The 26426-nt window shown below is 41.5% G+C and carries 26 protein-coding genes; 1 reads left to right on the top strand and 25 read right to left on the bottom strand.

Annotation, left to right across the window (positions count from 1 at the left end):
• Positions 1 to 186: 186 nt before the first annotated feature.
• From ACLN19_RS02420 to eno, 7 genes are all read right to left on the bottom strand, one after another.
• Complete coding sequence (locus ACLN19_RS02420; RefSeq protein WP_413382912.1) at positions 187 to 2550, bottom strand: phosphoketolase family protein; 2364 nt, start codon at positions 2548 to 2550, stop codon at positions 187 to 189.
• A 147-nt stretch (positions 2551 to 2697) separates the two neighbouring features.
• Positions 2698 to 3639 (bottom strand): dihydroorotate dehydrogenase, encoded by a 942-nt coding sequence (locus tag ACLN19_RS02425; RefSeq protein ID WP_413383120.1) that lies wholly within the window; start codon positions 3637 to 3639, stop codon positions 2698 to 2700.
• Between the two features lie 12 nt (positions 3640 to 3651).
• Complete coding sequence (locus ACLN19_RS02430; RefSeq protein WP_413383122.1) at positions 3652 to 4518, bottom strand: dihydroorotate dehydrogenase electron transfer subunit; 867 nt, start codon at positions 4516 to 4518, stop codon at positions 3652 to 3654.
• Positions 4519 to 4605: 87 nt separating this feature from the next.
• Complete coding sequence (locus ACLN19_RS02435) at positions 4606 to 5130, bottom strand: hypothetical protein (RefSeq protein WP_413382914.1); 525 nt, start codon at positions 5128 to 5130, stop codon at positions 4606 to 4608.
• 415 nt (positions 5131 to 5545) lie between these two features.
• On the bottom strand, positions 5546 to 5701 hold the full coding sequence (locus ACLN19_RS02440) for a hypothetical protein (protein WP_413382916.1): 156 nt from the start codon (positions 5699 to 5701) through the stop codon (positions 5546 to 5548).
• Between the two features lie 17 nt (positions 5702 to 5718).
• Positions 5719 to 5904 (bottom strand): XRE family transcriptional regulator, encoded by a 186-nt coding sequence (locus tag ACLN19_RS02445; protein ID WP_413382918.1) that lies wholly within the window; start codon positions 5902 to 5904, stop codon positions 5719 to 5721.
• 353 nt (positions 5905 to 6257) lie between these two features.
• Positions 6258 to 7556, bottom strand: coding sequence for a surface-displayed alpha-enolase (eno, locus tag ACLN19_RS02450; protein ID WP_413382920.1), 1299 nt, complete (start codon positions 7554 to 7556; stop codon positions 6258 to 6260).
• Positions 7557 to 7753: 197 nt separating this feature from the next.
• Here eno and ACLN19_RS02455 point away from each other — a divergent pair, with 197 nt between their 5' ends.
• Positions 7754 to 8209: a DUF1694 domain-containing protein gene (locus tag ACLN19_RS02455; protein ID WP_413382922.1), complete on the top strand. Its 456-nt coding sequence runs from the start codon at positions 7754 to 7756 to the stop codon at positions 8207 to 8209.
• Here ACLN19_RS02455 and ACLN19_RS02460 read toward each other — a convergent pair.
• From ACLN19_RS02460 to ligA, 18 genes are all read right to left on the bottom strand, one after another.
• Entirely contained in the window at positions 8206 to 9333 is a 1128-nt protein-coding gene (locus ACLN19_RS02460; protein ID WP_413382924.1) for a glycerate kinase, read from the bottom strand. The genes ACLN19_RS02455 and ACLN19_RS02460 overlap by 4 nt on opposite strands.
• Before the next feature lie 91 nt (positions 9334 to 9424).
• Positions 9425 to 10069: a phosphoserine phosphatase SerB gene (serB, locus tag ACLN19_RS02465; protein ID WP_413382926.1), complete on the bottom strand. Its 645-nt coding sequence runs from the start codon at positions 10067 to 10069 to the stop codon at positions 9425 to 9427.
• Between the two features lie 222 nt (positions 10070 to 10291).
• Positions 10292 to 12697 carry a phenylalanine--tRNA ligase subunit beta gene (gene pheT / locus ACLN19_RS02470; RefSeq protein WP_413382928.1) on the bottom strand — a complete coding sequence of 802 codons (2406 nt, stop codon included), beginning with the start codon at positions 12695 to 12697 and terminating at the stop codon, positions 10292 to 10294.
• Positions 12698 to 12839: 142 nt separating this feature from the next.
• Positions 12840 to 13880, bottom strand: coding sequence for a phenylalanine--tRNA ligase subunit alpha (gene pheS, locus ACLN19_RS02475; protein ID WP_413382930.1), 1041 nt, complete (start codon positions 13878 to 13880; stop codon positions 12840 to 12842).
• A gap of 267 nt (positions 13881 to 14147) precedes the next feature.
• Positions 14148 to 15008 carry a DNA/RNA non-specific endonuclease gene (locus ACLN19_RS02480; RefSeq protein ID WP_413382932.1) on the bottom strand — a complete coding sequence of 287 codons (861 nt, stop codon included), beginning with the start codon at positions 15006 to 15008 and terminating at the stop codon, positions 14148 to 14150.
• Positions 15009 to 15010: 2 nt separating this feature from the next.
• The gene (locus tag ACLN19_RS02485) at positions 15011 to 15199 is read right to left on the bottom strand and encodes a DNA-directed RNA polymerase subunit beta (RefSeq protein WP_413382934.1); all 189 of its coding nucleotides are present in this window, start codon (positions 15197 to 15199) and stop codon (positions 15011 to 15013) included.
• Positions 15199 to 16473: a UDP-N-acetylglucosamine 1-carboxyvinyltransferase gene (gene murA / locus ACLN19_RS02490; RefSeq protein WP_413382936.1), complete on the bottom strand. Its 1275-nt coding sequence runs from the start codon at positions 16471 to 16473 to the stop codon at positions 15199 to 15201. The genes ACLN19_RS02485 and murA overlap by 1 nt, the downstream gene beginning before the upstream one ends.
• A gap of 77 nt (positions 16474 to 16550) precedes the next feature.
• Positions 16551 to 16787: a DUF1146 family protein gene (locus ACLN19_RS02495; RefSeq protein WP_413382938.1), complete on the bottom strand. Its 237-nt coding sequence runs from the start codon at positions 16785 to 16787 to the stop codon at positions 16551 to 16553.
• Between the two features lie 102 nt (positions 16788 to 16889).
• Positions 16890 to 17309, bottom strand: a complete 420-nt coding sequence (locus tag ACLN19_RS02500; protein WP_413383124.1) for a F0F1 ATP synthase subunit epsilon — start codon at positions 17307 to 17309, stop codon at positions 16890 to 16892.
• 12 nt (positions 17310 to 17321) lie between these two features.
• Positions 17322 to 18728, bottom strand: a complete 1407-nt coding sequence (gene atpD / locus ACLN19_RS02505) for a F0F1 ATP synthase subunit beta (RefSeq protein ID WP_413382940.1) — start codon at positions 18726 to 18728, stop codon at positions 17322 to 17324.
• Positions 18729 to 18797: 69 nt separating this feature from the next.
• Complete coding sequence (locus tag ACLN19_RS02510; protein ID WP_413382942.1) at positions 18798 to 19676, bottom strand: F0F1 ATP synthase subunit gamma; 879 nt, start codon at positions 19674 to 19676, stop codon at positions 18798 to 18800.
• An 11-nt stretch (positions 19677 to 19687) separates the two neighbouring features.
• The gene (gene atpA, locus ACLN19_RS02515) at positions 19688 to 21196 is read right to left on the bottom strand and encodes a F0F1 ATP synthase subunit alpha (RefSeq protein ID WP_413382944.1); all 1509 of its coding nucleotides are present in this window, start codon (positions 21194 to 21196) and stop codon (positions 19688 to 19690) included.
• A 16-nt stretch (positions 21197 to 21212) separates the two neighbouring features.
• Complete coding sequence (locus ACLN19_RS02520) at positions 21213 to 21749, bottom strand: F0F1 ATP synthase subunit delta (RefSeq protein ID WP_413382946.1); 537 nt, start codon at positions 21747 to 21749, stop codon at positions 21213 to 21215.
• Complete coding sequence (atpF, locus tag ACLN19_RS02525) at positions 21749 to 22246, bottom strand: F0F1 ATP synthase subunit B (protein ID WP_413382948.1); 498 nt, start codon at positions 22244 to 22246, stop codon at positions 21749 to 21751. Before atpF ends, ACLN19_RS02520 begins: the two co-directional genes overlap by 1 nt.
• Positions 22247 to 22258: 12 nt before the next feature.
• Positions 22259 to 22972, bottom strand: coding sequence for a F0F1 ATP synthase subunit A (atpB, locus tag ACLN19_RS02530; RefSeq protein ID WP_413382950.1), 714 nt, complete (start codon positions 22970 to 22972; stop codon positions 22259 to 22261).
• Positions 22973 to 23002: 30 nt separating this feature from the next.
• On the bottom strand, positions 23003 to 23203 hold the full coding sequence (locus tag ACLN19_RS02535; RefSeq protein WP_413382952.1) for a F0F1 ATP synthase subunit C: 201 nt from the start codon (positions 23201 to 23203) through the stop codon (positions 23003 to 23005).
• A gap of 194 nt (positions 23204 to 23397) precedes the next feature.
• On the bottom strand, positions 23398 to 24429 hold the full coding sequence (locus tag ACLN19_RS02540; protein ID WP_413382954.1) for a diacylglycerol kinase family lipid kinase: 1032 nt from the start codon (positions 24427 to 24429) through the stop codon (positions 23398 to 23400).
• A 23-nt stretch (positions 24430 to 24452) separates the two neighbouring features.
• On the bottom strand, positions 24453 to 26411 hold the full coding sequence (gene ligA / locus ACLN19_RS02545; RefSeq protein WP_413382956.1) for an NAD-dependent DNA ligase LigA: 1959 nt from the start codon (positions 26409 to 26411) through the stop codon (positions 24453 to 24455).
• Between the last annotated feature and the right edge of the window lie 15 nt (positions 26412 to 26426).

Raw genomic sequence — 26426 nt, forward strand, 5'->3', positions numbered from 1 at the left:
TACTCCTTTATAAACTAAAAACCTTGCACATAGAGGCAAGGTTGCACGACAAAAGTAAGGGTAAGCCCTTTTTTTAACGTCTATCCCTTCGTAGCCTCTCTGGACTTCTTTAAAGGTTCTATCATTTATATCATAGCCATTTTCAGTAAAAATGTCAAGAAAAAAGAGGTGTTTAACCTCTTTTTATTAGTTGATATTTTCCCATTTCCAATCACGGACTTCTGGAATATCGTCACCATGTTCACGGATATAGCTGTTGTGGAATGTAATGGTATCGTCCATCTTTTGTGCGAAATATGCTGCTTGACTACCATAAACTGCCACCGCTGCGTCTTTAGCCACATGGAAGCGATCCATCTCAGAGAGAACACGCATATCAAATGGTGTTGTGATATCTCCATTTTCACGGTAACCATGAATGTAAACATTATGATTATGGCGATCAAAGAAGAGATCACGGATTTGTCCTTCATAACCATGGTAACAAAAGACAACTGGCTTATCTGTCGTAAACAGTGCATCAAACTCATCGTCTGATAAACCACGTGGATCTACTTTTGGTGAGCGTAGTTTCAAGATATCAACGACATTGATAAAACGAATCTTAAGATCTGGATACTGTTGATGTAGAATACTAATCGCTGCTAGTGCCTCTAAGTTAGGCTCTGTACCAGCAGCTGCGATAACCACATCAGGTTCACCACCTTTATCTGTTGATGCCCAATCAATGACCTTGTAACCCTCACGAACCAACTCTTCTGCCTCAGAAACAGAATAGAACTGTGGTCGTGGGTGTTTTGAGGTAACAATCAAGTTGACCTTATCTTCATCAGCAAGAGCATGCTCCATAACCGCAAAGAGACTATTTGAATCGGCTGGCAGATACTCACGGATAAACTCAGGGCGCTTCTCACCTAAGTGTGTCAAAAGCCCTGGATCTTGGTGAGTGTAGCCATTATGATCTTGTTGGAATACCGTTGAGGTCGCAATTAAGTTAAGAGATGGGTAATTTTTACGCCAAGGCGCATGTGTCTTTGATTTACGTAGCCACTTAAAGTGTTGTGTAATCATCGAATCAACAACACGTAAGAAGGACTCATAAGAGGCAAAGAAGCCATGACGTCCTGTAAGCACGTAACCTTCTAAGAAACCTTCTGCTTGGTGTTCTGATAATTGTGAGTCAATAACACGACCAGCAGGAGACAACCACTCATCATAATTCTCGTCACGACGTCCCAACCACTGACGATTGGTAACTGAAAAGACATTATTAAGACGGTTGGATTTAGTCTCGTCTGGACCAAAGATACGGAAGTTTGTTGGATTCTTTTCAACCAAATCAGCAGCGTATTTACCAAACTCAATCATATCTTGAGCCATTGTAGCTCCAGGCTTACTTGTATCAATGGCATGCTTGCGCCAATCAGCCAAGTCCAGTTTTTGAACTACACCTGCATTGGTTACAGGGTTCATAGACATACGACGATCGCCTTTAGGTGAAATGGCACGAATTTCTTCTTTGACATAACCTTTGTCATCAAACAACTCTTCTGGTCGATAAGAATTGAGCCAATCAGTGAGATGATCAATATACTGCATATTGCCTGCTTCTACTGGAATTGGCACTTGGTGCGCACGGAAACCACCTTCAATCGCTTCACCATTCCACTCTTTTGGTCCAGTCCATCCTTTTGGAATACGAACAATAAGGACTGGCCACTGAGCTTGACTAGCTTCTTGAGCAGATTTTTGACGCGCAGCCTCTTGGATAGATTTGATTTCTTCAATAACGGCATCCAAGGTTTCAGCCATTTGCACATGGACAAGCTCAGGGTCTGTTCCTGCGACAAAGTAAGGTTTCCACCCTAGACCGTTAAAGTAATCCGTCAATTCCTTATCTGTCTTACGATCAAGAATAGTTGGGTTATGAATCTTACCACCATTAAGATAAAGAATAGGAAGCACAGCGCCATCATTGACAGGATTGATAAAGGTATTTGAAAACCAACCAGCTGCCAGTGGACCAGTCTCAGACTCACCATCTCCAATCACTGTCGCTGCAATAAGATTTGGATTATCAAGAATAGCTCCTGTCGCATGCGATAGCGCATAACCGAGTTCTCCACCTTCATGAATAGAACCAGGTGTTTCAGGTGCCGCATGTGATGCAATACCACCTGGGAAAGAGAAAATCTTACAAAGAGTCTTTAACCCTTCCTCGTCTTGTGTGATTTGCGGATAACGCTCTGTATAAGAACCATCAATATAAGAATTAGACACCATTACTTGACCACCGTGTCCAGGTCCTTCAATGTAAAACATATCTAAATCATATTTATTAATGGCACGATTGAGATGGGCGTAGATGAAGTTTTGACCTGAGATCGTTCCCCAGTGACCAATAGGATGCACTTTGACATGCTCTTTTTCAATGTCACGGCGAAGTAGTGGGTTATCTTTAAGATACATCTGAGCAACTGAGATGTAATTGGCAGCACGCCACCACGCATCTACTTTAGCTAAATAGTCTTTACTATCAAAATTCGTCATTATCTGACACTCCTTAATATTTTCTTACTACTCTTTCATTATATGTGATGAATGTAACGAAAAAAAGTGCAAGTTTTGCACAAATCTGTGTTCTATTTTGGGAGTTTCAGAAAGTAAACGAAAAAAAGAGCACAATGCTCTTTTTAATTAAGGGCGTAAATCTTCCTTAACAGCTTGTCTTAGCGATTCAAGACTGCTGATACCGTACTTATCCATGACACTTGGTAGCTGGTCTATAATATCCCTACAAGCGTAAGGATTTGTAAAGTTAGCTGTTCCAACGCCAATTGCTGAAGCACCTGCTATCATCATCTCAAGCGCCGCTTCTGCACTATCGACACCTCCCATACCAATAATAGGTAAGTCCGTTGACATAGCAACTTGTCGTATCAATTTCAAGGCGACAGGAAAAATAGCAGGTCCACTCATACCACCAGTCCCATTCGCAAGGATGGGGTTATGCGTTTTGAGATCAAAACGCATCCCAACCAAAGTGTTAATCATCGTCAAACCAGCAGCACCTGCGGCTTCTGCAGCTTTTGAGATAGTCGTAATATCAGTGATACTAGGTGTCAATTTGACATACACTGGCACACTTGAGTGCTCCACACTCGCTTTAATAACAGCATAAGCCAAATCGGGATCTTGACCTATTAAGCAACCATTATTACCATGATCCACATTAGGACAAGAGATATTTAGCTCAATAGCTTTGACATTGGGAGCTTTTGATATTTTTTCAGAAACATAGGCATACTCATCTGTCGAAAAGCCTGCAACATTAGCTATAATCGGCAAAGTCGGATAATGCTTTTCAAGCCAAGGAAGCTTATCCTTCACCACATTAGCCACTCCTGGATTTTGCAATCCAATAGCATTAAGCATGCCAGAAGGGGTTTCTGCAACACGAGGAGTTGGATTGCCAAATCTCGCTTCCTTGGTAGTTGCCTTAATCATTATCGACCCTAAAATATCTAAATCATAATACTTAGCATATTCTTGTCCGAATCCAAAACAACCTGAAGCAGGTATAATAGGATTTTTAAGATCAAGCCCTGGTAAACTAACAGCTAAACGATTATCAGTCATCATATCTCCTCTCTAATCTAAACGAATACGACCAGTCTTAAAAACAGGACCATCTTCACAGACACGCTGATTAGCTTCATCTGATTGATTTTTGAGATGCACCACACAGGCATAGCAAGCTCCCATGCCACACGCCATTCGTGATTCCATTGAGATATACGCATGAGGGTGTTTTTCAAACCGTTGATCTACATAAGAAAGCATACCTGGTGCACCACAAGCATAAACTGCATCAAAATCATCTCTCAAACCATCTACAATCGTCGAGACATAACCTTTAACACCATAAGAACCGTCGTCTGTCGTGATATGGACTTGCCCATACTCGCTCAGCTCTTTTTCTAAAATAACGGCCTCCTTAGTCGCAAAACCTAGAACGATTGTTAGCTTGACACCTTTCTTTTGAAGTTGCTTTGCTAGTTCGCGCAAAGGAGGTACGCCAATACCTCCTCCAATAATAAGGACCGTCTTTCCTGCTGACAAAAACGAAATATCAAAACCATTTCCTTGAGGTCCCATACAGTCTAGCTTATCACCAGCGCTCAAGCTTGAAAATAGCTCTGTCCCAGCACCCTCAACACGGTAAATCAAGCGAGCTTGCTTATTAGCCTTATCTACATCAGAAATAGAAATCGGACGACGCAAAAGCTTACTAGGGTCAGGTACACGAATATGGAGAAACTGACCAATAGCCATCTCTAAGACCAAGTCTCCTTCTAAAACAAGCTCATAAATCCTGGGTGCAATCTCTTTTTGACTGATAATTGTCATCTTTTCTTTACCTAGCATATCAAGAACCTCTTTCCCACTAAAAAACCTCGCCCAGTAGGCGAGGTAGCATGAAAAATAACATAAAAGCCGAGCTTTTAAGTTCTTTATCAGGTTCCCTTTTTAGCCTCTCTGGACTATCTTAAAGGTTATATTTTACACATTATAACGACATTAAGGATGTCTGTCAAGTCCTTTTTAACGCTCAAACTTCAGAGAGAGTAAATCCTCTGTATCTGTATTAGTCAATGTTTTAGCCACTAAGGAAGCAACTTGAGCTTGCGTTTGGTCATCAAAATCTTGCAAAGAGCGGTAAATGGCTATCAAAGACGTATAGACATCTGATAAAACCGCAAAACTCACATTACGCTTATCTCTGATAATCGCTTGAAATAGCTCTTTTTTCTGACATATTTCAAAAATGGCTTCAATCCCTTTAAGCCAGTTTTCAACTACTTCTAAGGTCCTATCCATAAGCTTGAAAGACGGCTCATCATACCAAAATATAGATTGAATCAAACGTGTCTGCTTGTCCATCGACTCGATGACTTGTAAGATATCCTGCGTTTCCTCTTTGACTTGGCGAGTAGAATAGCCAGTCCCCTGTAATGAGCTGGACTTGTCCAACCATCTCAACTCATCACGAAAAAGCGTCACAAAATGAATGCTCACTAATAACTTTTGAATTCGTAATTGATGTTGGTCTTGTTTCTCCTTGGACATGAAACCACCTGCTATTCTATAAACTCTTATCCACTAATATGTCAAATATATCACAAAATGATGTCACTGTCAATCATCGTCCACCAATCAAAAGGCATTCTGCTCCCTAATATCAGCAATCCTCTCACTTGTCTTTTGATCGATTTGTCTAAGCATTCTTCCTTGAGCATGTCCTTGATTTTATGATTCATTAGTCATTGACCAAGCTTGAAAAGCTCGCTAAAGCCTCCTGTGTGGCTCCTCTACTCTCTTTGACGACCTAGCCTAGGAATAATCATCTATTAACAAACCTGCCTAAGAGAGCCTTAGAGGCCTATTTTCAAGATCATTGCTATTGAGCTAAGGTGCCCGCTAGATCAGCCCTTTTTAGGGTAGAGCATCAAAAAGACCCTAGCCAAAAGCTAGAGCCTATCTCTTATTGTTTATCTTTGTCGTTATCTTTATAACGCTTCTCATACTCATCGGCAATCATACGATTACGTTTATACTTAACCTGCTCATCACTTACACCGAAAAGCCAAGGAATCAATACCAATAAGCCACCAAATATAAACACAATCCAACTATCCATGATAACAACCTCCTGTATTAACCTTTTTCTTGAACTTCTTTAGCATACTCAGTCAATCGACTAGCCACATCAAGCGTTAAATTCCCAATCTTTATCGCCTTTATATCTTCTGAATTCTCTAATCCTTTCTTGATACCTGACAACTTCGACTGAGCAACGCCTGTATCTTTAGCAATGCGATACTGAGTGACATTTTGGAGCAACTATTCAATCGCTTTGGAATCAGCTTTCATATAGCCCTCCTATCGATTATCCCCAGCATATAAAGCAATAACAATCGCAAGCAACGCAACAATAATAATAGCTGTCATTTGATTTCGCCTCTGCTCACTTTCTCTAGTACTTTACATCTTTATTGTATATAATTTCAGCTACATTAGCAATCTTTTTTTTGATTTTTTACACAAAATTTGAGCAGTAAAGCAGTCAATGTTTTAAATCACATTGCAAATCAAAGGGGCTAATTAAAAAAGTTTTGCCCCTTTTTTGCCCCTTTTCCTCAAAAAAGGAGTCTATCTCTAAAAGATAGACTCCGAAAACCTTGCTATATCAAGGATTATTTTTTAAGGTTGTAGAATGATTTCAAACCGCGGTATTCAGCGATTTCACCAAGTTGATCTTCGATACGAAGCAATTGGTTGTATTTAGCGATACGGTCTGTACGAGACAATGAACCTGTCTTGATTTGACCAGCGTTAGTTGCAACTGCGATATCAGAGATTGTTGAATCTTCTGTTTCACCTGAACGGTGTGATACAACGGCAGTGTAACCAGCTTCTTTAGCCATTTCGATAGCTTCAAATGTTTCAGTCAAAGTACCAATTTGGTTAACTTTGATGAGGATTGAGTTAGCAGCACCTTCTTTGATACCTTTTGCAAGGTAGTCAGTGTTTGTAACGAAGAAGTCATCACCAACCAATTGAACACGATCGCCTAGACGTTCAGTAAGAGCTTTCCAACCTTCCCAGTCGTTTTCATCCATACCATCTTCGATAGTGATGATTGGGTATTTGTTAACCAACTCTTCAAGGTAGTCGATTTGTTCTGCTGCAGTACGTTTAGCTCCGCCTTCACCTTCAAATTTAGTGTAGTCGTAGATTCCGTTTTCATAGAATTCAGAAGAAGCACAGTCAAATCCGATAAATACTTCTTCACCTGGTTTGTAACCAGCTGTTTCAATAGCTTTGATGATAGTTTCTACAGCATCTTCAGTACCATCAAATTTAGGTGCGAATCCACCTTCGTCACCAACAGCTGTTTCAAGTCCACGTTCTTTAAGGATTTTCTTCAATGTGTGGAAGATTTCAGCACCCCAACGAAGTGCTTCTTTAAAGCTTGGTGCACCTGCTGGAAGAATCATAAATTCTTGGAAAGCGATTGGTGCGTCTGAGTGTGAACCACCGTTGATGATGTTCATCATTGGAGTTGGAAGTACTTTTGCGTTGAATCCGCCAAGGTAGTTGTAAAGTGGCACTTCAAGGTAATCAGCAGCTGCACGAGCAACAGCGATAGAAACACCAAGAATAGCATTAGCACCCAATTTACCTTTGTTTGGAGTACCGTCAAGCTTAATCATCGCACGGTCGATAGCTTGTTGGTCACGTACGTCATAGCCGATAAGTGCTTCAGCAATGATGTTGTTTACATTGTCAACAGCTTTTTGAGTTCCAAGACCGTTGTAGCGAGACTTGTCACCATCACGAAGTTCTACTGCTTCGTGCTCACCAGTAGAAGCTCCTGAAGGAACCATACCACGTCCGAAAGCACCTGATTCAGTATAAACTTCAACTTCAAGTGTTGGGTTACCGCGTGAGTCTAGGACTTCGCGTGCGTAAACATCAGTAATAATTGACATTACAATACTCTCCTTATGAGTTTTATATTTTACAATGTTAATAATACCACAAACTTTGGGCAATAACAAGAAAAAACCGAGTGAAATCGCTTTTTCATCAATTATTATAGCGTTTTTTAAACGTACGTCTTATTTTTTTCGTGTCTTCTGGGAGGGTTTTCGCTATAATAAAGGTATCAACTATCTAGGAGACAAAAATGACCGATATTAACCAACACATTATGCAGAAAGCTAGCGGGGAGCAACGTCTTAATCCTGATGAGCAAAAGCGTTATTTTGGAACTTTTAGAGAGCGTGTGGTGCTGACTATTTCACTAGAAGATGCTAGACAAGCAGCGATTCAAGCTATTTTTAGTCACGTTATTGATGATTTAAAAGATAAGTTTGGCTCATTAACCGTTAAAATCTCACCCAACTTAGAGACCAACACTCAGATTTTTTACATGAAAATTGCTCAAGAAAAGGGACTGCAAGCGACTATCGTTGATGAAGATAGGGCTAACTCTCCTTTTGGTGTCCTCGTTCATACAAATAAAGCTGAGAACAAAGACATCACGGATATCAGAGTCTCTTATGCTAGCCTACTTGACCACCCAGAGGTAGCACATCAGAAGAAAGCGTCTTTTTTACAACACCTCTTTTGTAAACACTAATCTCTAGGGTAAGATAGACTCAGCAGGTGTCCTATATTTTCAGCAGTGCGTATAAGATTTGGTTTGGCCTCTTTTAGTGTATTCTCCAGACTTTCTAGCCTTTCAATAATCGAAAAAGCCGCACAGATACCTTCTTTTTGGTAATCTAAGCACGAGACCTCCTCACTAATACTCCCACAAATGGCAACAACAGGAGTTCCCTTTGGCACGCGCCTTGCGACACCGACAGGTGCTTTTCCAGCTAAACTTTGCCGATCTAGTCGTCCTTCACCAACAATAACAAGATCGGCTTTTGTCATGCGCTCATCACAATTAACCATATCTAACACAGCATCAATCCCAGAGACTATCTGACCTTTAGCAAAAGTTACCAGTCCTGCTGCCATACCGCCACCTGCACCAGATCCTTTCCTAGAGAGTATCGTAGGATCGATAAGTTTATACAGTCTTTCCATAGCCCTATCTACTTGCTCAAACTGCTTAAAAGGCAAACCCTTTTGATGACCAAATGTATAGGTTGCCCCTTGTTTACCGCACAAGACATGGCTAACATCTGTGATAATCGTCAAAGACAAACCCTCTAGTAAAGGAGACACGTGACTGCTATCAATCTGATAAATCTCAGATAAAGAATCACCAACAGGCTCTACCTCTCTACCGCTAGCGTCTAAAAAGCAATAACCTAAGGCTTTGGCCATGCCCAAACCACCATCAATACTACTAGAGCCACCTACACCGACCATAATATCACTAATCCCCTGCTCAAGTAAGTGTATTATCATCTCACCAACACCCCTTGTTGTTATCTTTAAGGGATTGCGCCTAGCGGGCTCTACCATCTCTAAGCCACAAATATCAGCCATCTCAAAAACTGCCATCTCTTCATTTTGCGCATAGGTCGCTTTAATGGTTTGCCCAAAAGGTCCTGTCACATCGTGACTGTCATAAGTCAACCCTAGCCCATCAGCTAATGCAGCTAGAGTCCCTTCCCCACCGTCACCAATTGGCATCGCATCAAATGTCGCATGGGGAAGCGCTTTTGCTAAACCTTGTTGAAGTGCCTTAGCTACCTCCATGGCAGATAAACTTTCTTTAAATGAATCTGGCGCTAGTACAATGTGCATCGCTGTCTCCTCTCTTAGCTCATCTTAGGTTTATTATAGCCCATTTCTTTTATTTTCACTAACAAAAAAGTAGCTCTAGCGAGCTACTTTTTTAAGCTTTGATATGGTCCAAAAGGTCAATGAGCTGGTAGAGATCAGCTTGAGTAATACTATAAGGTGCTTGCTCTTTGACTATCGGTTTGGCACAAAAAGCAACACCAATACCTGCGGTTTGAATCATCGGTAGGTCGTTTGCCCCATCTCCCATAGCGATGGTATCTTGCAGACTCAAGCCATTTTCCTGTGCCCAAGCCTTTAGACAAGCTTTTTTAGTTTCTTTAGTGACAACTTCTCCCAAAACACGCCCTGTCAAAACACCCTCTTGTACTTCTAGGCGATTCGCTTTGACATAATCAATGCCTAGCTGCTTTGCTAAAACATCTACCGTCTCATGAAAACCACCCGATACTAAGCCAATCTTATAGCCACGTGCGTGCAACTCATCAACCAAGGCTTTAGCCCCGTTGGTCAAGTGAATCTCTGCTAAGACGTCTTCAAAAATACGTTCAGGCAAGCCTTTTAAAAGCGCTACACGCTCATAAAGAGCCTCCTTAAAGTCCAACTCACCACGCATGGCACGCTCTGTAATCGCACTAACACGCTCATAAACACCTGCTTTTTCCCCTAAAATATCAATAGCCTCTTCTTGGATAAGTGTGGAATCCACATCCATAACCAATAATCCTTTTGTCTTCATGAGCACCTCTACCTTTCTTTTACCCTATTTTATAGAAAGCTGACTTGATTTGCAAAAATGTTACTTAAAATCCTTAAAAGAGTTCGTCTCTCCACTTTTATAAGCCTCATGGGCTAGTCAACAACTCTAAAAACAAGCTATTACCACCTCATCATGCTCTAGGTGACGAGCGAACTCTGCTATTTATAAAATCGTTTAGCCTTCTGATAACTAGTACAGACTCTAGCGAACTTCAGCCTTGATATCTTGTTTTAGCGCTTTTGTGATTTTATCCATGTATTTGTTGACTTCTTCGTCAGTTAAATTATCCATTGGATTTTGGAAAGTCAAACTATAAGCCATTGATTTAAAGCCTGATGCGATATGCTCACCTGCATAGACGTCAAAGAGCTTTAGGTCAACCAAACGCTTCACACCTGCTGCATAAATAGCATCAACAATGTCTTGATGAGTGACATCGTTTGTCACCAGTAAAGCCATATCGCGACTAACAGCAGGGTATTTGCTAATCTCCTTAAAGGCATCATCAACTGTCAATAGTGCCTCTAACTTAGTGACATCGAGTTCAGCTACATAAGTTTCAGCAATACCATAGTCTTTAGCGGTCTGTGGGTGAACTTGTCCGATAAAGCCTAACTTGTCTCCTTTGTTCATAATAGCTGCTGTGCGTCCTGGGTGCATATTAGTGAGACTCTTGTCAACTACGTATTCCACTGCTAACCCAAGCTGCATGAACAAAGCGTCTAAAATACCTTTTGCATAAAAGAAATCAACAGCTTGTGCCTTTGTTTGAAAGTCCTTTTCATGGATGAGACCTGTCAGTGCAATCGCTAAATGACTCACTTCATTTGGCAAATCTTCTTGAGGATTTCCTGTCTGCTCAAAGACTTTTCCTAACTCATAAAAGGCAAGGTTATTATTTTTTCTCGCACTATTATAAGCAACTGTATCAAGCATACCTGATACGATATTTTGACGTAAAACAGAGCGCTCAACACTCATTGGCCACATCAACTCCGTCAATTGTGTTTTTGAAGGTGTGAAGGCTACTGCTTTTTCAGGTGTTGTGAGGGCATAGGTGATAATTTCAGATAAGCCTGCTCCTTCTAGAATTTGGCGCATGCGACGAGAAAGTTTTTGAGACGACGTCAGCTCACCTGCTGTTCCACCAGCTTCTGGCAAGCTACTTGGTAACTTGTCATAGCCATAAATACGCGCAATTTCTTCAACTAAATCGGCTTGAATGCTGATATCCCAACGACGGCGTGGTACCGAAACACTAAAACTATCGCCATCAATCTCTAAGCCAAACCTTAAACGTCTAAAAATATCTCTCAGATCATCTTTTGTCAAGTCAGTACCCAAGCGTGCATTGACATAATCCAAGTGACTAGAAACCACAATAGGGGCTGTATCAAGCTGACCTGCTTGAATCTGACCAGATAGGACCTCTCCACCACCTAGCTCTGCCACCATAGCCGCAGCAAAATCAAGCGCCTCAAGCACCGTATCATAATTAACTCCTTTTTCAAAACGAGATGAACTCTCCGAGCGTAAATTGAGACGATTGCTAGTCTTACGGATGCTAGCACCATCAAAGACAGCTGCTTCTAAAACAACCTTGCTTGATTGATTATCAATTTCTGTGCTAGCGCCTCCCATAACACCTGCTAGTGCCACTGGTTTGTCATTGACTGTAATCACTAAGTCAGATGTCTCTAAATCACGTTCTTCCCCATCTAAAGTAGTCAGACGCTCACCTTCTCTAGCTTGACGCACAAGGATGTGGTTAGCCTCAAACTTATCTAAATCAAAAGCATGCATCGGTTGACCAAAATACAATAACACATAATTGGTCACATCGACCACATTATTGATAGGACGAATGCCTGCATTCATCAAAAGATTTTGTAACCATTGAGGACTTGGTGCGACACTCACACCTTCAACAATACGACTTGCGTAGAACAAAGCCTTGTCAGATGCGATCTCAACAGATAAGCGCTCACTGGCTTTTGACTCGCTTTCGATAATAGCTTTTGGAGAAAAGGTCACTTCCTTATCATAAATAGCTGCCACTTCATGGGCAACACCGCGCATAGACAAGGCATCCGCACGGTTAGGTGTAATGGATAACTCAATGATATCATCATCTAAGTCCAAGTAAGGAAAAACACTCTCTCCGACCTTCGCATTATCAGGTAGTATTTGAATACCATCTGCAAAATCTTTAGGTATGATACTATCAGATAGACCTAGCTCAGCTAACGAGCAAATCATACCTAGAGACTCCATACCACGAATCTTACCTTTTTTAATTTTATAATTATCAGCAATACGCGCACCTGGAAGCGCTACGATAACTTTGATGCCAGCTGTCACATTTGGCGCACCACAGACAATCTGACGAGGCTCTTCATCACCTGTATCAACTTGACAGAGATGAAGATGTGTATCTGGTACATCCTCACAAGATAAGACATGACCTACGACTAATTTTGAGAGGCCGTCTGCGTGATTGATAATCCCTTCAACTTCAATACCAGTTGTTGACATTTTTTCAGCTAATTCAGCACTTGGCACATCAATAGCCACCAAGTCTTTAAGCCACTTGTATGATACTAACATAGATTTTTCACAGGATAAACTACCTGCTGATTCCTTTCATTTTACTCTGTTGGATTATTTGTAAGCTAAAATTACAACATAATACTCACTAATAGGTGAAGTGTCTGCTATCCAAATCTTTATAGCAACCGTTCACAAACATCTAGAATTGTTTCAAAAAGCGCACATCTCCTTGGTAAAAAGCACGAATGTCATTGATACCATAGCGGAGCATGGCAATACGCTCTTGCCCAAGACCAAAGGCAAATCCAGAATATTTTTCAGCATCCAGACCTGACATCTCAAGTACACGTGGGTGCACCATACCTGCTCCTAAAATTTCTATCCAGCCTGTTTTTTTGCAGACATTACAGCCTTTACCGCCACACTTAAAGCATGACACATCCACTTCGACAGATGGCTCTGTGAATGGGAAATAAGACGGACGCAGGCGAATCTCCCTATCCTCACCAAACATCTTACGAATGATCAACTCAAGTGTACCTTTCAGATCACTCATAGAAATCTGCTCACCAACTACTAAGCCTTCAATTTGATGAAATTGATGTGAGTGGGTCGCATCGTCTGTATCACGTCTAAATACACGCCCTGGCGAAATCATCTTGAGTGGTCCTTTACTAAAATCATGCTGATCCATAGTTCTAGCTTGGACTGGTGATGTGTGCGTACGCAATAAAATTTCCTCAGTGATATAGAAGGTGTCTTGCATATCACGGGCTGGGTGGTCTTTAGGCAGATTCATCCGCTCAAAGTTATAAAAATCTTTCTCCACTTCAAAGCCATCAACGACTTGAAAGCCCATACCTAAGAAGATATCTTCGATTTCTTCACTGGTTTGCGTCAAGACATGACGCTGTCCAATAGCAATTGGTCTGCCAGGTAGGGTCACATCAAGACTTTCTGACTCGAGCTGTTGTTGAATACGCATCTGCTCTAAAAGCTCTGCTTTTCTTTCAAAAGCACTGGTCAAAACATCACGTGCTTCATTGACTTGCTTACCAACAACAGGACGCATCTCAGCCGATAAGTCTTTCAATCCTTTTAAAAGCTCAGTTAGAGAACCTTTTTTCCCCAAGACCTGCACACGTAAGTCTTGTAGCTCCCTAGCATTGTCACTAGCCATATCTTTGAGACGATCTTGCGTTGACGCTAGTAAATCTTCTAGTTGTTGTTGTAAATCCATATATCCTCCTATATTTGTGCTCAAGCATAAAAAAAGTGTCAAGCTCCTCAAAGCGGAGCGTTGACACGCGGTACCATCCGTTTTTTATCTGCTCTTTGCAGACCTTAATTGACATCCTTTAGGTGAGTGAATTGGGTATGCTTTGTCTTAGCCAACTTCCAGTCACGATTGGCATTCCCTGATAAGATTCCACAAACTTACTAGTCTCACAGATGTGATTATTCAATTAGCCTTATTGTAGCAAAAATTTGCTATTCTTTCAATACCTTATTGACGTCTTGATACCTGTCCAGTAGCATAATCAAATTGTAAGCCTTCTTGGACATTAGGAACAAAGACGTTAAACTCTAGACTGCCGTCTGATGATTTAGCTTCAAGATGAACCCCAGAGGCTAATAAATTATCCCCATCATAGATGAGAGTTACACGATAACGGACACGTTTATTACGGTCTAGTGCTTTTCTAACTAAGCCTTCAAAATAATTTTGGCCTGTTGAATCCTCACTATTGGCTTGATTGGCCCAAGCAGCTTGTGTCGCAATATTTTGCGGATTGCTGGTTGAGGCATCAAAGCCCTTCAACCCACCCACTAAAGCATAAGCCAGTAAGTGCCCTCGATCAACAGCATGTGTATAGCGCCCACTCAAGTCGTGTAATTGATGCCAGGCTGGGGGTGTCCAAGAAGTTGAAGCATTACCTGTCTCTTCGCGACTCTTGTATTGACGGGTCGCCTTACTTAAAAGCGCATTGCCTCTATAAGCTACGGTTTGTCCTTGGACAACCTTTGTCTCATTATTGGCATAAGGAGCACTTGATACCTTAGCATCCAGAGTCGTTTTATTACCATTGATGATAAAAGCTCCAGCACCATTAAAGGCAAGGTCGCCTTTTAACTGCTGACGTACATTGCTTGTCAGAACAGATGTCGCTAACTCTTTGCTAGGTGTATTTTGTGAGGGCGCTTTTTCTGATGATGAGCTGCTCTGATAAGTCAGGCTAGAAACAAGCTCACGGACTGGATTGTCCTGTGGTAAAAACTCTGCTCCACCAACCAAGACCAGTAAAACGGATACCAGTAAGGCTAGAGCTGAGTATGTTTTTTTAGATGTTGCTTTCTTTTTTACCATACTTATTGTCCTGTAAATTTGGCAATAAGATCGTGCCAAGTCGATGGTGATAAAATAGACAAGGGATTTTGTCCATCACCAATGACACCGTAACCAATCATCAACCCTAAAGCTAAAAAAAGGATACTTAGCAAAATGACAAGAGCAATTAAACCTAATTGTTTGCCGACATAGCGTAAACCTGTATTCATCAGCTCTCCTCACTCACACGACGGATATTAGCTCCAAGTGCCTTCAACTTGTCATGAAATTGGTAATAACCACGGTCTAGATGCTCCAACTTACCAACACTTGTCATCCCTTGAGCTACCATACCTACAAGAATCAAGGCAGCACTAGCCCTTAGGTCTGTGGACATGACAGGCGCCCCTTGCAACTTGTCACCTCCATGAATCACTGCTGTATCACGCATGATTTCAGAGCGAAGACCCATACGACGCATTTCTTCTAGATGTTGGAAACGGTTTTCAAAGACGGTTTCAATCATAGTTGACTCGCCAGCAACAACTGCCATTAAAGCTGTAAATTGTGCTTGCATGTCTGTTGGAAAACCTGGATGAGGTAGAGTTTTGACTGTCACTGGCTTTAGATTCGTTACATCAGATGTCACTCGAATCCCATGTTCTTCTTCTGTGACAGACACTCCCATCTCCAATAATTTTGAAATGAGTGGACGATTATGCTCCCAAATCGCATTTTTTATCAAGACATCACCTGAAGTCATTGCAGCTGCCACCATAAATGTTCCTGCTTCAATACGGTCTTGAACCACATCGTGTTCTGCACCATGAAGCCTGTTCACTCCCACAATGGTAAGCGTCTCTGTACCAGCGCCACGCACTTTAGCTCCCATTTTATTGAGTAAAACCGCTAAATCTACAATCTCTGGCTCACGCGCTGCATTTTCGATAATAGTAGTCCCTTTGGCTAAAGTAGCTGCCATCATCAAATTTTGGGTTGCTCCAACAGAAGGAAAATCCATGTAAATCGTCGTACCGTGAAGTTCTTTAGCTGTTGCTGTAATATCACCACCATTTTGGGTAATCACAGCCCCCATAGCTTCCAAACCTTTCAAGTGCAAGTCAATAGGACGGCTTCCAATCGTACAGCCCCCTGGCATAGACACGACTGCGTGTCCCTTACGAGCCAAAATAGGCCCCAAAGCAACAATCGAAGCACGCATTTTGCTAACATACTCATACGGTGCCACATCTAAAATGTCCCCAGTAGCATCAACAATCACTTCATTAGTCGCTTCATTAAAGGTCACATCAATATCTAGACCACGTACTACATTGTTCATCGTAAAGACATCAGACAAAATAGGCACATTAGTCAAGCGAGAGATCCCTTCTTCTGCTAAAATGGTTGCCGCTAAAAGAGGCAACACCGCATTTTTAGCCCCTTCGATAGTGACTTCTCCCACCAGACGTGTGTGACCACCTTCAATAATGATTTTATCCATGATATTCTCCATTTACACATTTACAATAGTATCTTTAGATTATACCATAAAGTTTCTCTAGGGTCATTTTTCTAAACTCATAGCGTTCCTAAAAGAGCCGTCTGCAAGAGTGTGATGATATCCAACACAAAATGACTGACCAAATAACCTACAGCAATACTAAGCAATATCAAAAAGATACGTAGTTGCCCTGTAGCTTGTTCACTTGGCTTTATGACTTTAGACCAATCAAACAAACTAATCAGCAAACGATGCACCAACATAATAAAGATAAGATGACTCATCAAAGTCACTAATAACAATATGTATTCCATGATTTTATTATAGCATAAAACTATTAAGATGTAGTTAGAGAATTGTATAGACTAATATCTTCAAAAAAAGACTGGACTAGCATCCAATCTTTTTTCGTAGCATCAATATTTATTTCCGACATTGATACGGTTTAGAGCTCTGCGAAGAGCGACTTGAGCGCGTTGCACATCGTCTGGCCGATGCTCTTGTTCAGCAATTTCAATCGCACGCTCAGCACGTAATTTAGCACGCTCAGCACGACTAATATCAATATCACGCTCACGCTCAGCAGAATCAGCGACAATAGTAATCACATTGTCCTTTATTTCAATAATACCACCGTTGATGGCAATCCAATCAACGTGATTGTCATCATCGGCACGACGCACTTTTAATTCACTAACACTTAGAGGGGCGATGAGATTGATATGTCCCGGTAAGACTCCAATTTCACCTTCCTTAGTCACAGCATGAATAAAGGTTGCGTGGTGGTCATATTTTAAACCATCTGGTGTCACTACTTGAACAGTCATTTCTGCCATCATGTCACCTCATTAGTAGTTCATTTTCTTAGCTTTTTCAATGACATCATCAATGCCACCTACCATACGAAAGGCATCTTCTGGAAGCTCATCGTGCTTACCTTCAAGGATTTCCTTAAATCCACGAACAGTTTCTTCAACAGGGACATAAGACCCTGGTTGTCCTGTAAAGGTTTCAGCGACGTTAAAGTTTTGAGAGAGGAAGAACTGGATACGACGGGCGCGACCCACCAAGACTTTCTCATCTTCAGAAAGTTCATCCATCCCCAAAATAGCAATAATGTCTTGCAATTCACGATAACGTTGTAAGACATGTTGGACTTCAGTAGCTACTTGATAATGTTCCTCACCTACAATTTCTGGAGACAAGGCACGAGAGCTTGAGGCTAGCGGATCAACCGCTGGGTAAATCCCCATTTGCGTCAATTTACGCTCAAGGTTGGTTGTTGAGTCCAAGTGAGCAAAAGCTGTTGCTGGCGCTGGGTCAGTATAGTCATCGGCTGGGACATAAATCGCTTGAATAGACGTTACCGAACCTTTATTAGTAGAGGTGATACGCTCTTGTAATTGTCCCATTTCTGTCGCTAGGGTTGGTTGGTAACCAACAGCTGATGGCATACGTCCTAAAAGAGCTGATACTTCCGAACCGGCTTGGGTGAAGCGGAAGATATTATCAATGAAGAGAAGCACATCTTGTCCTTCAACATCACGGAAATACTCAGCAATCGTCAAACCAGTCAAAGCGACACGCATACGTGCTCCTGGTGGTTCATTCATCTGACCAAAGACCATAGCAGTCTTTTCAATAACTCCAGATTCTTTCATTTCCCAGTAAAGGTCATTCCCCTCACGAGTACGCTCACCAACACCTGTAAAGACTGAAATCCCACCATGCTCTTGAGCGATATTGTGAATCAATTCTTGGATAAGGACCGTTTTACCGACACCGGCACCACCGAAGAGTCCGACCTTCCCACCTTTCAAATAAGGGGCTAAAAGGTCAATAACTTTAATACCTGTTTCCAAGATTTCAGATGATGTTGATAATTCGTCAAATGATGGGGCTTTTTTATGAATAGGTTCACGCTCAGCATCGTCACCAAAAGGCTCCTCTAGGTCAATCGTATCTCCAAGCACATTGAACACACGACCTAGTGTTTTATCACCAACTGGTACACTGATGGGACGTCCTGTATCTAGGACTTCCATACCACGTGTAAGCCCATCTGTTGATTCCATAGCGATTGTACGTACCACGCCGTCACCCAATTCAAGAGCAACTTCAAGGACGATTTTTTGACTTTTATCGCCATTTTTATAAACAATCAATGCATTATTTATCTCAGGGAGGGTGTCATCTGTTGCAAACGCGACGTCAACAACAGGTCCCACTACCTGAGCAATTTTGCCTGAGCTCATTTATTTCTCCTTCTTATACAAGATATAAAACTAGGAGTCATCCTAGGTTAATAATGATAGCCATAAGGCTTATTCTAGCGCATTAGCTCCTGCTACGATTTCTGTAATTTCCTGTGTAATGGCTGCTTGACGCGCACGGTTATACTCAATAGTCAGCTCATTGATCACATTTTTAGCGTTATCGGTGGCTGTTTGCATAGCAGTCATTCCAGCCGCATGCTCAGCCGTTTTAGCATCAACAATCGCGCCATAAATCAGACTTTCTGTGTATTGTGGCAACAACTGCTCCAAAATCGCTTCGCGGTCTGGCTCTAACTCAAAGCCTGAGACACCTTCTTTACTAGCTTCATCAGCATCAAGCTCTGTAATCGGTAGCATTTGTTGGACACGCACTTGACTAGTCAAGCTGTTAACATGGTGATTATAGCAGACATAAAGCTCATCATACAGTTCATTTTTATACATCTCAACTGATTTTGAGATGATCTTACCGACTTGCTCAAAGCTTGGCTGATCAGCTAAACCACGTAATTCAAAGGCAACATTGAGACCACGCGCTTTAAAAAAGTCAGATCCTACACTACCAATTGAAATGATAGCATAATCATTTTTATCACCGTGGTACTCGTCAATCAAGTCCATCATCGCCTTTAAAATCTTAGAATTATAGCCACCAACTAATCCTTTATCAGACGTAATGACGATATAACCTGTCTTTTTGACAGGACGAGACACCAACATGGGATTGTCTGAACCTGTTGTCAACTCTGATTTTAATAAGTCAGTTGTAATCTGACGAATCTTAGCGGCATAGATTTGGAAATCACGTGCAGACTGCTCGGATTTGACAAGTTTGGCTGATGATACCATCTGCATGGCACTCGTTATCTTACTTGTCTTTTCCGTTGAGATAATGCGTTCTTTAATTTCACTAAGAGAGCCTGTCATAGAAATTCCTCCTATGCCTTAATATCAGACTGGTCTTTAAATTCTTGAATCGCAGCATCAAGGAGTGCTTCTTCTGGCAAGTCCTTGGTTGTTCTAATAGTCTCAAAAATATCAGCATGATGCGCATCAAAATAATCGTAGAGCCCTTCTTCAAAGACAGACAAGCAATCCACTGGAACATCATCTAAAAAGCCATGTGTTAGGGCATATAGAATAACCACTTGTTTTTCAACTGGCAAAGGCTTGTGTAGCGGTTGTTTTAGGACTTCAACCGTACGACGACCACGATTGAGTTTGGCTTGTGTCGCAGCATCCAAGTCAGAACCAAATTGTGTGAACGCTTCTAACTCACGATAAGAAGCCAAGTCCAGACGCAAAGTACCTGCTACTTTTTTCATGGCCTTAATCTGCGCAGCACCACCAACACGTGATACCGATGAACCAGCGTCAATGGCTGGACGAATACCTGAGTTAAAGAGATTTTCTTGAAGGAAGATTTGACCATCAGTAATAGAGATAACGTTCGTTGCGATATAGGCAGAAATATCGCCCGCTTTGGTCTCAATAAATGGCAAAGCTGTAATCGAACCACCACCAAGAGCATCTGATACTTTAGCTGAACGTTCCAAAAGACGGCTATGCAGATAGAAAACATCCCCTGGATAAGCTTCACGACCTGGTGGACGACGTAAAAGAAGGGATAATTCACGATAAGCCACGGCTTGCTTAGATAAATCATCGTAAACGATAAGGACGTGCTTGCCGTTATACATAAACTCTTCTGCCATAGCGACACCCGCATAAGGGGCGATATAAAGTAGCGGAGAAGGTTGGGACGCTGATGCTGTCACAACGATAGTATAATCAAGCGCACCAAATTTACGTAGGGTTTCTACCTGTGTTCTTACGGTTGATTCTTTTTGACCAATAGCGACATAGATACAAATCATATCTTGCCCTTTTTGATTTAAAATAGCATCAATAGCTACAGACGTCTTACCTGTCTGACGGTCACCGATGATTAACTCACGTTGACCACGTCCAATAGGCACTAGAGCATCGATAGCTTTGATACCTGTTTGGAGCGGTTCAGACACAGACTTACGCTCCATAACACCAGGAGCTGGTGCCTCAACAGGGCGTGTTTTACTCGTCTTAATCTCTCCTAAACCATCAACTGGTTGACCAAGAGGATTAACCACACGGCCAATAAGAGCTTCCCCTACTGGTACTTCCATGATTTTTCCAGTACGTTTGACAACATCGCCTTCACGGATACTTGAAAAATCACCCAAAATGATAATCCCCACATCACTTGTCTCCAAGTTTTGTGCCATACCATAAGCACCATTTGAAAATTCAAGAAGCTCACCGCTCATAGCATTGTCAAGCCCACGAGCTCTGGCAATACCATCACCGATATAGGTGACAACACCCGTTTCTGTGACGTCAAAATTTGGCTGGAAGTTTTCAATTTGCTTTTTGATTAAAGCGCTAATTTCTTGTGCATTGATTGCCAAAAATCTACACCACCTTCTATTTTAGATTTTGTTTAAATTGTTGCAATTGACTACGAATGCTCATATCAATTGTCTGGTTATTTGCATTGATAATGAAACCGCCGATAATCCCTTCATCGACAATTTCTACCAGTTGACCAGCAGAAATTGCTAGTTTTTCCTTAGCAATGGCTAAAAAGCGCTTCTTTTGCTCAGCCGATAAGCTAATAGCCGTTGTTACATAAATATCATGTGTATTGGTTGCTTTGGCTTCTTTTTCTAAAAAAGCTTGGCAAATAGCGTAGAGTAGATGTTCACGCTCATTTTGTAAAATTACCTCAAGAAAATTGTTCACATAAGTTGAACTAAACTCTTGAAACAACCTAACAACCGAAGCCTTATCCTCTCGTGATAAGGCAAAGTTTGACATTAGGCTATTTAACTCTTCTTTGTCAAACACACTCAGAATCGCTGTAACATCGTCCTTGACCGCTTCCAGTTGATTATGCGCCATAGCAACCTCTAAAAGACTACTTGCATACTGGTCAACTAGTGCTTGTGTTTTTTTATCCATTAAGCATCTCCTAGTTGGTCCAGATACGTATCAATCAACTGACTTTGAGCTTTTTTATCCAGATTAGCTGTCATGACTTTCTCAGCCAACAAAATGGTCAAATCTGCTACATCGCCCTTAACGCTAGCAAGAGCTTCTGATTTGCTTTGTTCGATATCTTGTTTTGCCTTGTCTTTTAGACGACCAGCTTCAAGACGTGCTTCTGTGATAATCTGCTCACCTTTTGTATTACCTAGTTCCTTAGCATTGGCTATGATTTGCCCCGCTTCACCCTTAGCAGCGCTCAATTCCTGATGGCGTTTACTTGCCAAATCTTCTGCTTCTTTTCGTGCTGCCTGTGCCGTATCAATATCAGTTGCGATACGGTTAGCACGTTGTTCAAAAATGCCTGTAATATTATCCCAAGCAAAGAGACGGATGAGTACAAGCAATAAAATAACAGAACCAGTAATAATGATAATATTACCAAGAGTTGTACTATTTATTAGTATTGACATATTTCTCCTCTTCTATACTGACTCATCATTGACTTTTTTGCCAATATAGCTTGAACTTAAAATGATAAAGACATAAGCTTGAATAAAGCCGATAAAGACTGAAAAAGCTGTCCATGCCATATTAAGTACAAAAGCTACAGGACCTGCAAAGATAGATAAATGGGCTAACTGTAACAATAAAGACGTCATAACACCACCAGCGTAGATATTCCCAAATAAACGTAGGGCAAGAGAAGCGACATTGGTCACCTCTTCTAGCAAGTTCATTGGAAGCATCGCTGGGTAAGGCTCTATGAAGCCTTTAAGGTAGCCACCAAATCCTTTTTTGCGGATACCTTCCACATGACAGACAATGGCTATCATAAGTGACAAGGTTAAATCGACACCAAAATTTTCAGTAGGTCCTGTCCAAAAATTATAACCTCCAGCTTCTATTTTAGTCAAAAGCCCTAGGTTATTAGCAACAAAGACAAAGGTAAAGATGACAAACATCAAAAGGCTGTAATTTTTAGTGTAGTTTCCAAGATTTTGTGAAATCGTGTCATTCACCATCTCATAGAGAAATTCTAACACATTTTGCTTACCTTTTGGCTTTAAGCTCATCTTATGGCTAGCCCAAAAGACTAGGAAAAAAATGATGGTAACAGTCAAGAGAGACATGGCAAGGATGGTCAAATCAAAATCAATGCCCAAAAAAGATACGGTTGGATTACTTGTAGATTCCAATCCTCATCCCTCCTTTTTTCTAATAAATGACTATTGTACTATGAATGTAAAGGCAAAGAGAATAAAGAATGTACCTTCGATAAAGGCAACACCTGTGAACATCAATGTTTGCAATTTGCTAAACATTTCTGGTTGACGCGCTGCTGCTTTGGCAACGTTGGCAACCAAGATACCTTCACCAATAGACACGCCCAATACGGCGATACCAAGTGCTAAAATAGCTAAATTCATAATAGAATTCTCCTTTAAATTTTTTACTCTGTTTATTTTAGACCTATTTAGAAGTAATGTCAACGAAAAGACTAGTGTTATCAAGCGCTTTCATTAAAAATCACTCACCTTTTTTCACCATTATGGACGTTTTTAGACATTTTGTATAATATCTAATAATGAGACGATAAAAAAGAAAAAGGACTGACGTCCTTTTAATCTGTATCTAATTCTTTTGTCTGCTCTTCTAAACCTTCGACTTCTGTTGCAAATTTTTGAGCAATAGCTTCCATAGCAAGATCTTCAGGGTCTAATAAGAGAGCATCATCTGCAATCTCATCAGTATCTGCAAAAAAGGTGATATGATTTTTCAGATTGGTCAGTGTAATCGGCGCATCTCCGCCATACTCACCGTCCAAATTGATCATCATACGCTTATCAGATTGCGGCTCAATGACAATCTTGCTGGATTTGATATACTCGATACGCTTATCATGAATGTGCTTTCCAGAAAGTAAGAGACGAATTAAACTTAACAAATGGATGAGATTGGCCGTTTTGACAATAATCAAAGTAAACAAGCCATCATCTAGCTTAGCATCTGGTGCAATTTGCTCAAAGCCTCCAACAGAATTGGTAATGGCTGCAAACATCATAGAGGCTTCTCCCTCAAAGACACCATGATCATGTGTGATTTTGACAGGAACATTGCTAACACGTGGCATAAGCTCAGCCCCCTTAGCGAGATAAGCTAGGTAGCCAAAAGTAGTCTTTAAATGACTGGGCACACTATATGTCAACTCTGTCAAAGTACCTGCGGCTGCGATATTGATAAAATACGTATTTTCTCTGGCACGACCAATATCCATCTTGACCATCTGCCCTTTACCGATAACCTTGGCAGCAGCAACGGGATTTCCCCTAGGGATCTTTAGAGCTCTGGCAAAATCATTGGTGGTACCTGTCGGGATAATCGCCATTTTAGGGCGTATTTTAAGAGGAGCTATGCCATTAACGACCTCATTTATCGTACCATCTCCTCCTGCTGCAACGATGAGGTCAAAGCCAGCCTTAGCCGCACGAGTTGCTTCATGTTTAGCCGAATGCTCGGCTGGGGTCGTCTGAAAAGCAGAGCTTTCATAGCCAAAGCCCTCTAAAATGTCCAAAACTTCTGCCACATTTTTCTTCATGATTTCCTGACCAGAGGTCGGATTATAGATTAAACGTGCTTTTAGTTGTTTTGTCACTCGATTCACTTCTTTCTAATCACTTACAAATCCTTGAGCCATTCCTCACTACGAATCTCAATACCTAGCTCTTGTGCTTTTGTGAGCTTACTTCCAGCATCACTGCCTGCCACCAGCATATCTGTTTTTTTAGAAACACTTCCTGTCACTTTAGCCCCTAGTGACTGTAACTTCTCTTTAGCTTGGGCTCTTGTCATGGTTTCCAACTTACCAGTCAGTACAATGGTCTTTCCAGACAAGAGCGCATCATCGCTAACGATATCACCCAAGAAGCTGAGGTTCACACCATAACTAGACAACTCGTCTAATAGGTCCATAACCTCTTTTTTTGCAAAATACTGGGTTAGCGACTGTGCAATAACCTCTCCAATCCCTTCGATAGCTGCAATCGCTTCATGATTGGCAACAGAGAGACTCTTGATATCACCAAAGACCTCTAGGAGCTGTCTTGATACCTTTGCGCCGACATGGCGAATACCTAGCCCAAAAAGCAAACGCTCTGCTGAATTGTCTTTGGATTGTTGGATAGAGGCGACTAATTTGCTAGCTGATTTCTCCTGAATACCATCTAAGGCGATAAGGTCTTCCACCTGCAATTGATAAATATCAGCAACATCTCGTATCAAATGGGCTTGAAAGAGCTTTTTGACCATGGAAGGACCAAAGCCTGTGATATTCATAGCATCTCGACTAGCAAAATGCGCTAGACGCTCCTGAATCTGACTAGGACAAGTCGGATTGATACAACGCAGAGCCACTTCATCTTCAAAATGCACTAAATCACTCGAGCAAGATGGGCAAGCTGATGGGATTGGCATTGGGGCTTGATTTGTCCGTTGATTAAGGACCACACGTAATACAGCTGGAATAATATCACCAGCTTTATAGACGATAACTGTATCACCAATACGAATATCCTTCTCTGCGATATAATCAACATTATGAAGGGTCGCACGGCTGACTGTGGTTCCTGCCAAACTAACAGGGCTTAGATTGGCGGTCGGTGTGACAACACCTGTACGCCCTACCGTCCAATCAACAGACAAGAGTTCTGCTTCTTTTTCCTCTGCTGGAAATTTATAAGCTATGGCCCAACGAGGCGCCTTAACCGTATAGCCCAGCTCTTCTTGCATAGCCAGATGATTGACCTTAATCACAATACCATCTATCTCATATGGTAGGCTATCGCGTTCTTCTTGAATACTCTCTATGAAGTCCCAAATCTCAGCCATCGAGCTCGTTGTGAGACGACGATGATTGACTGAAAACCCATAGCTGTCAAGCTCTTTTAGGACATCATCTTGTGTCTGACGACTTGTCGGACTCGCTTCTTGATAGAGGAAAGTCGCCAATTGACGCTTAGCCACAATCGCTGTATCTAGCTGACGAAGTGTCCCTGCGGCAGCATTTCTAGGATTAGCAAACTCACTCTCACCACTTGCTCTACGCTCTAAATTGAGCTTGTCAAATGAATCCTTAGGTAAATAACACTCCCCACGAACTGTTATATTGAGTGGCTCTTTTAAGGTCAGCGGAATATCGTTGACACGCTTTAAATTCTCTGTGATATTTTCACCAATACGACCATCACCACGTGTCGCACCAACACTTAAAACACCCTCAACATAAGTCAAGGAAATAGACAAGCCGTCAATCTTCAACTCTGCCATATAACTAGCATCTGGAAAACGTTCCTTGACTCTATGGTCAAAAGCCTCTAACTCGTCACGCGAAAAAGCATCCTGCAGAGAATAAAGCGGATAGGTGTGCTGATATTTTTCAAAACCATCTAACACAAGACCACCAACACGATGGGTCGGACTATCAGGTAAGATAGCTTCTGGATGTGCTTTTTCTAAGTCCACCAGCTCACGATAGAGCTTGTCATAGTCACTATCAGAAATACTCGGATTATCGTCAGTATAATACTCTTTAGCATAGCGATTAAGGAGCATCACTAATTCATTCATTCGTTTCGTCATAATCTTATTTTATCA

Source organism: Streptococcus lishijunsis (genome assembly GCF_047290665.1).
In the GTDB taxonomy this organism is placed as follows: domain Bacteria; phylum Bacillota; class Bacilli; order Lactobacillales; family Streptococcaceae; genus Streptococcus.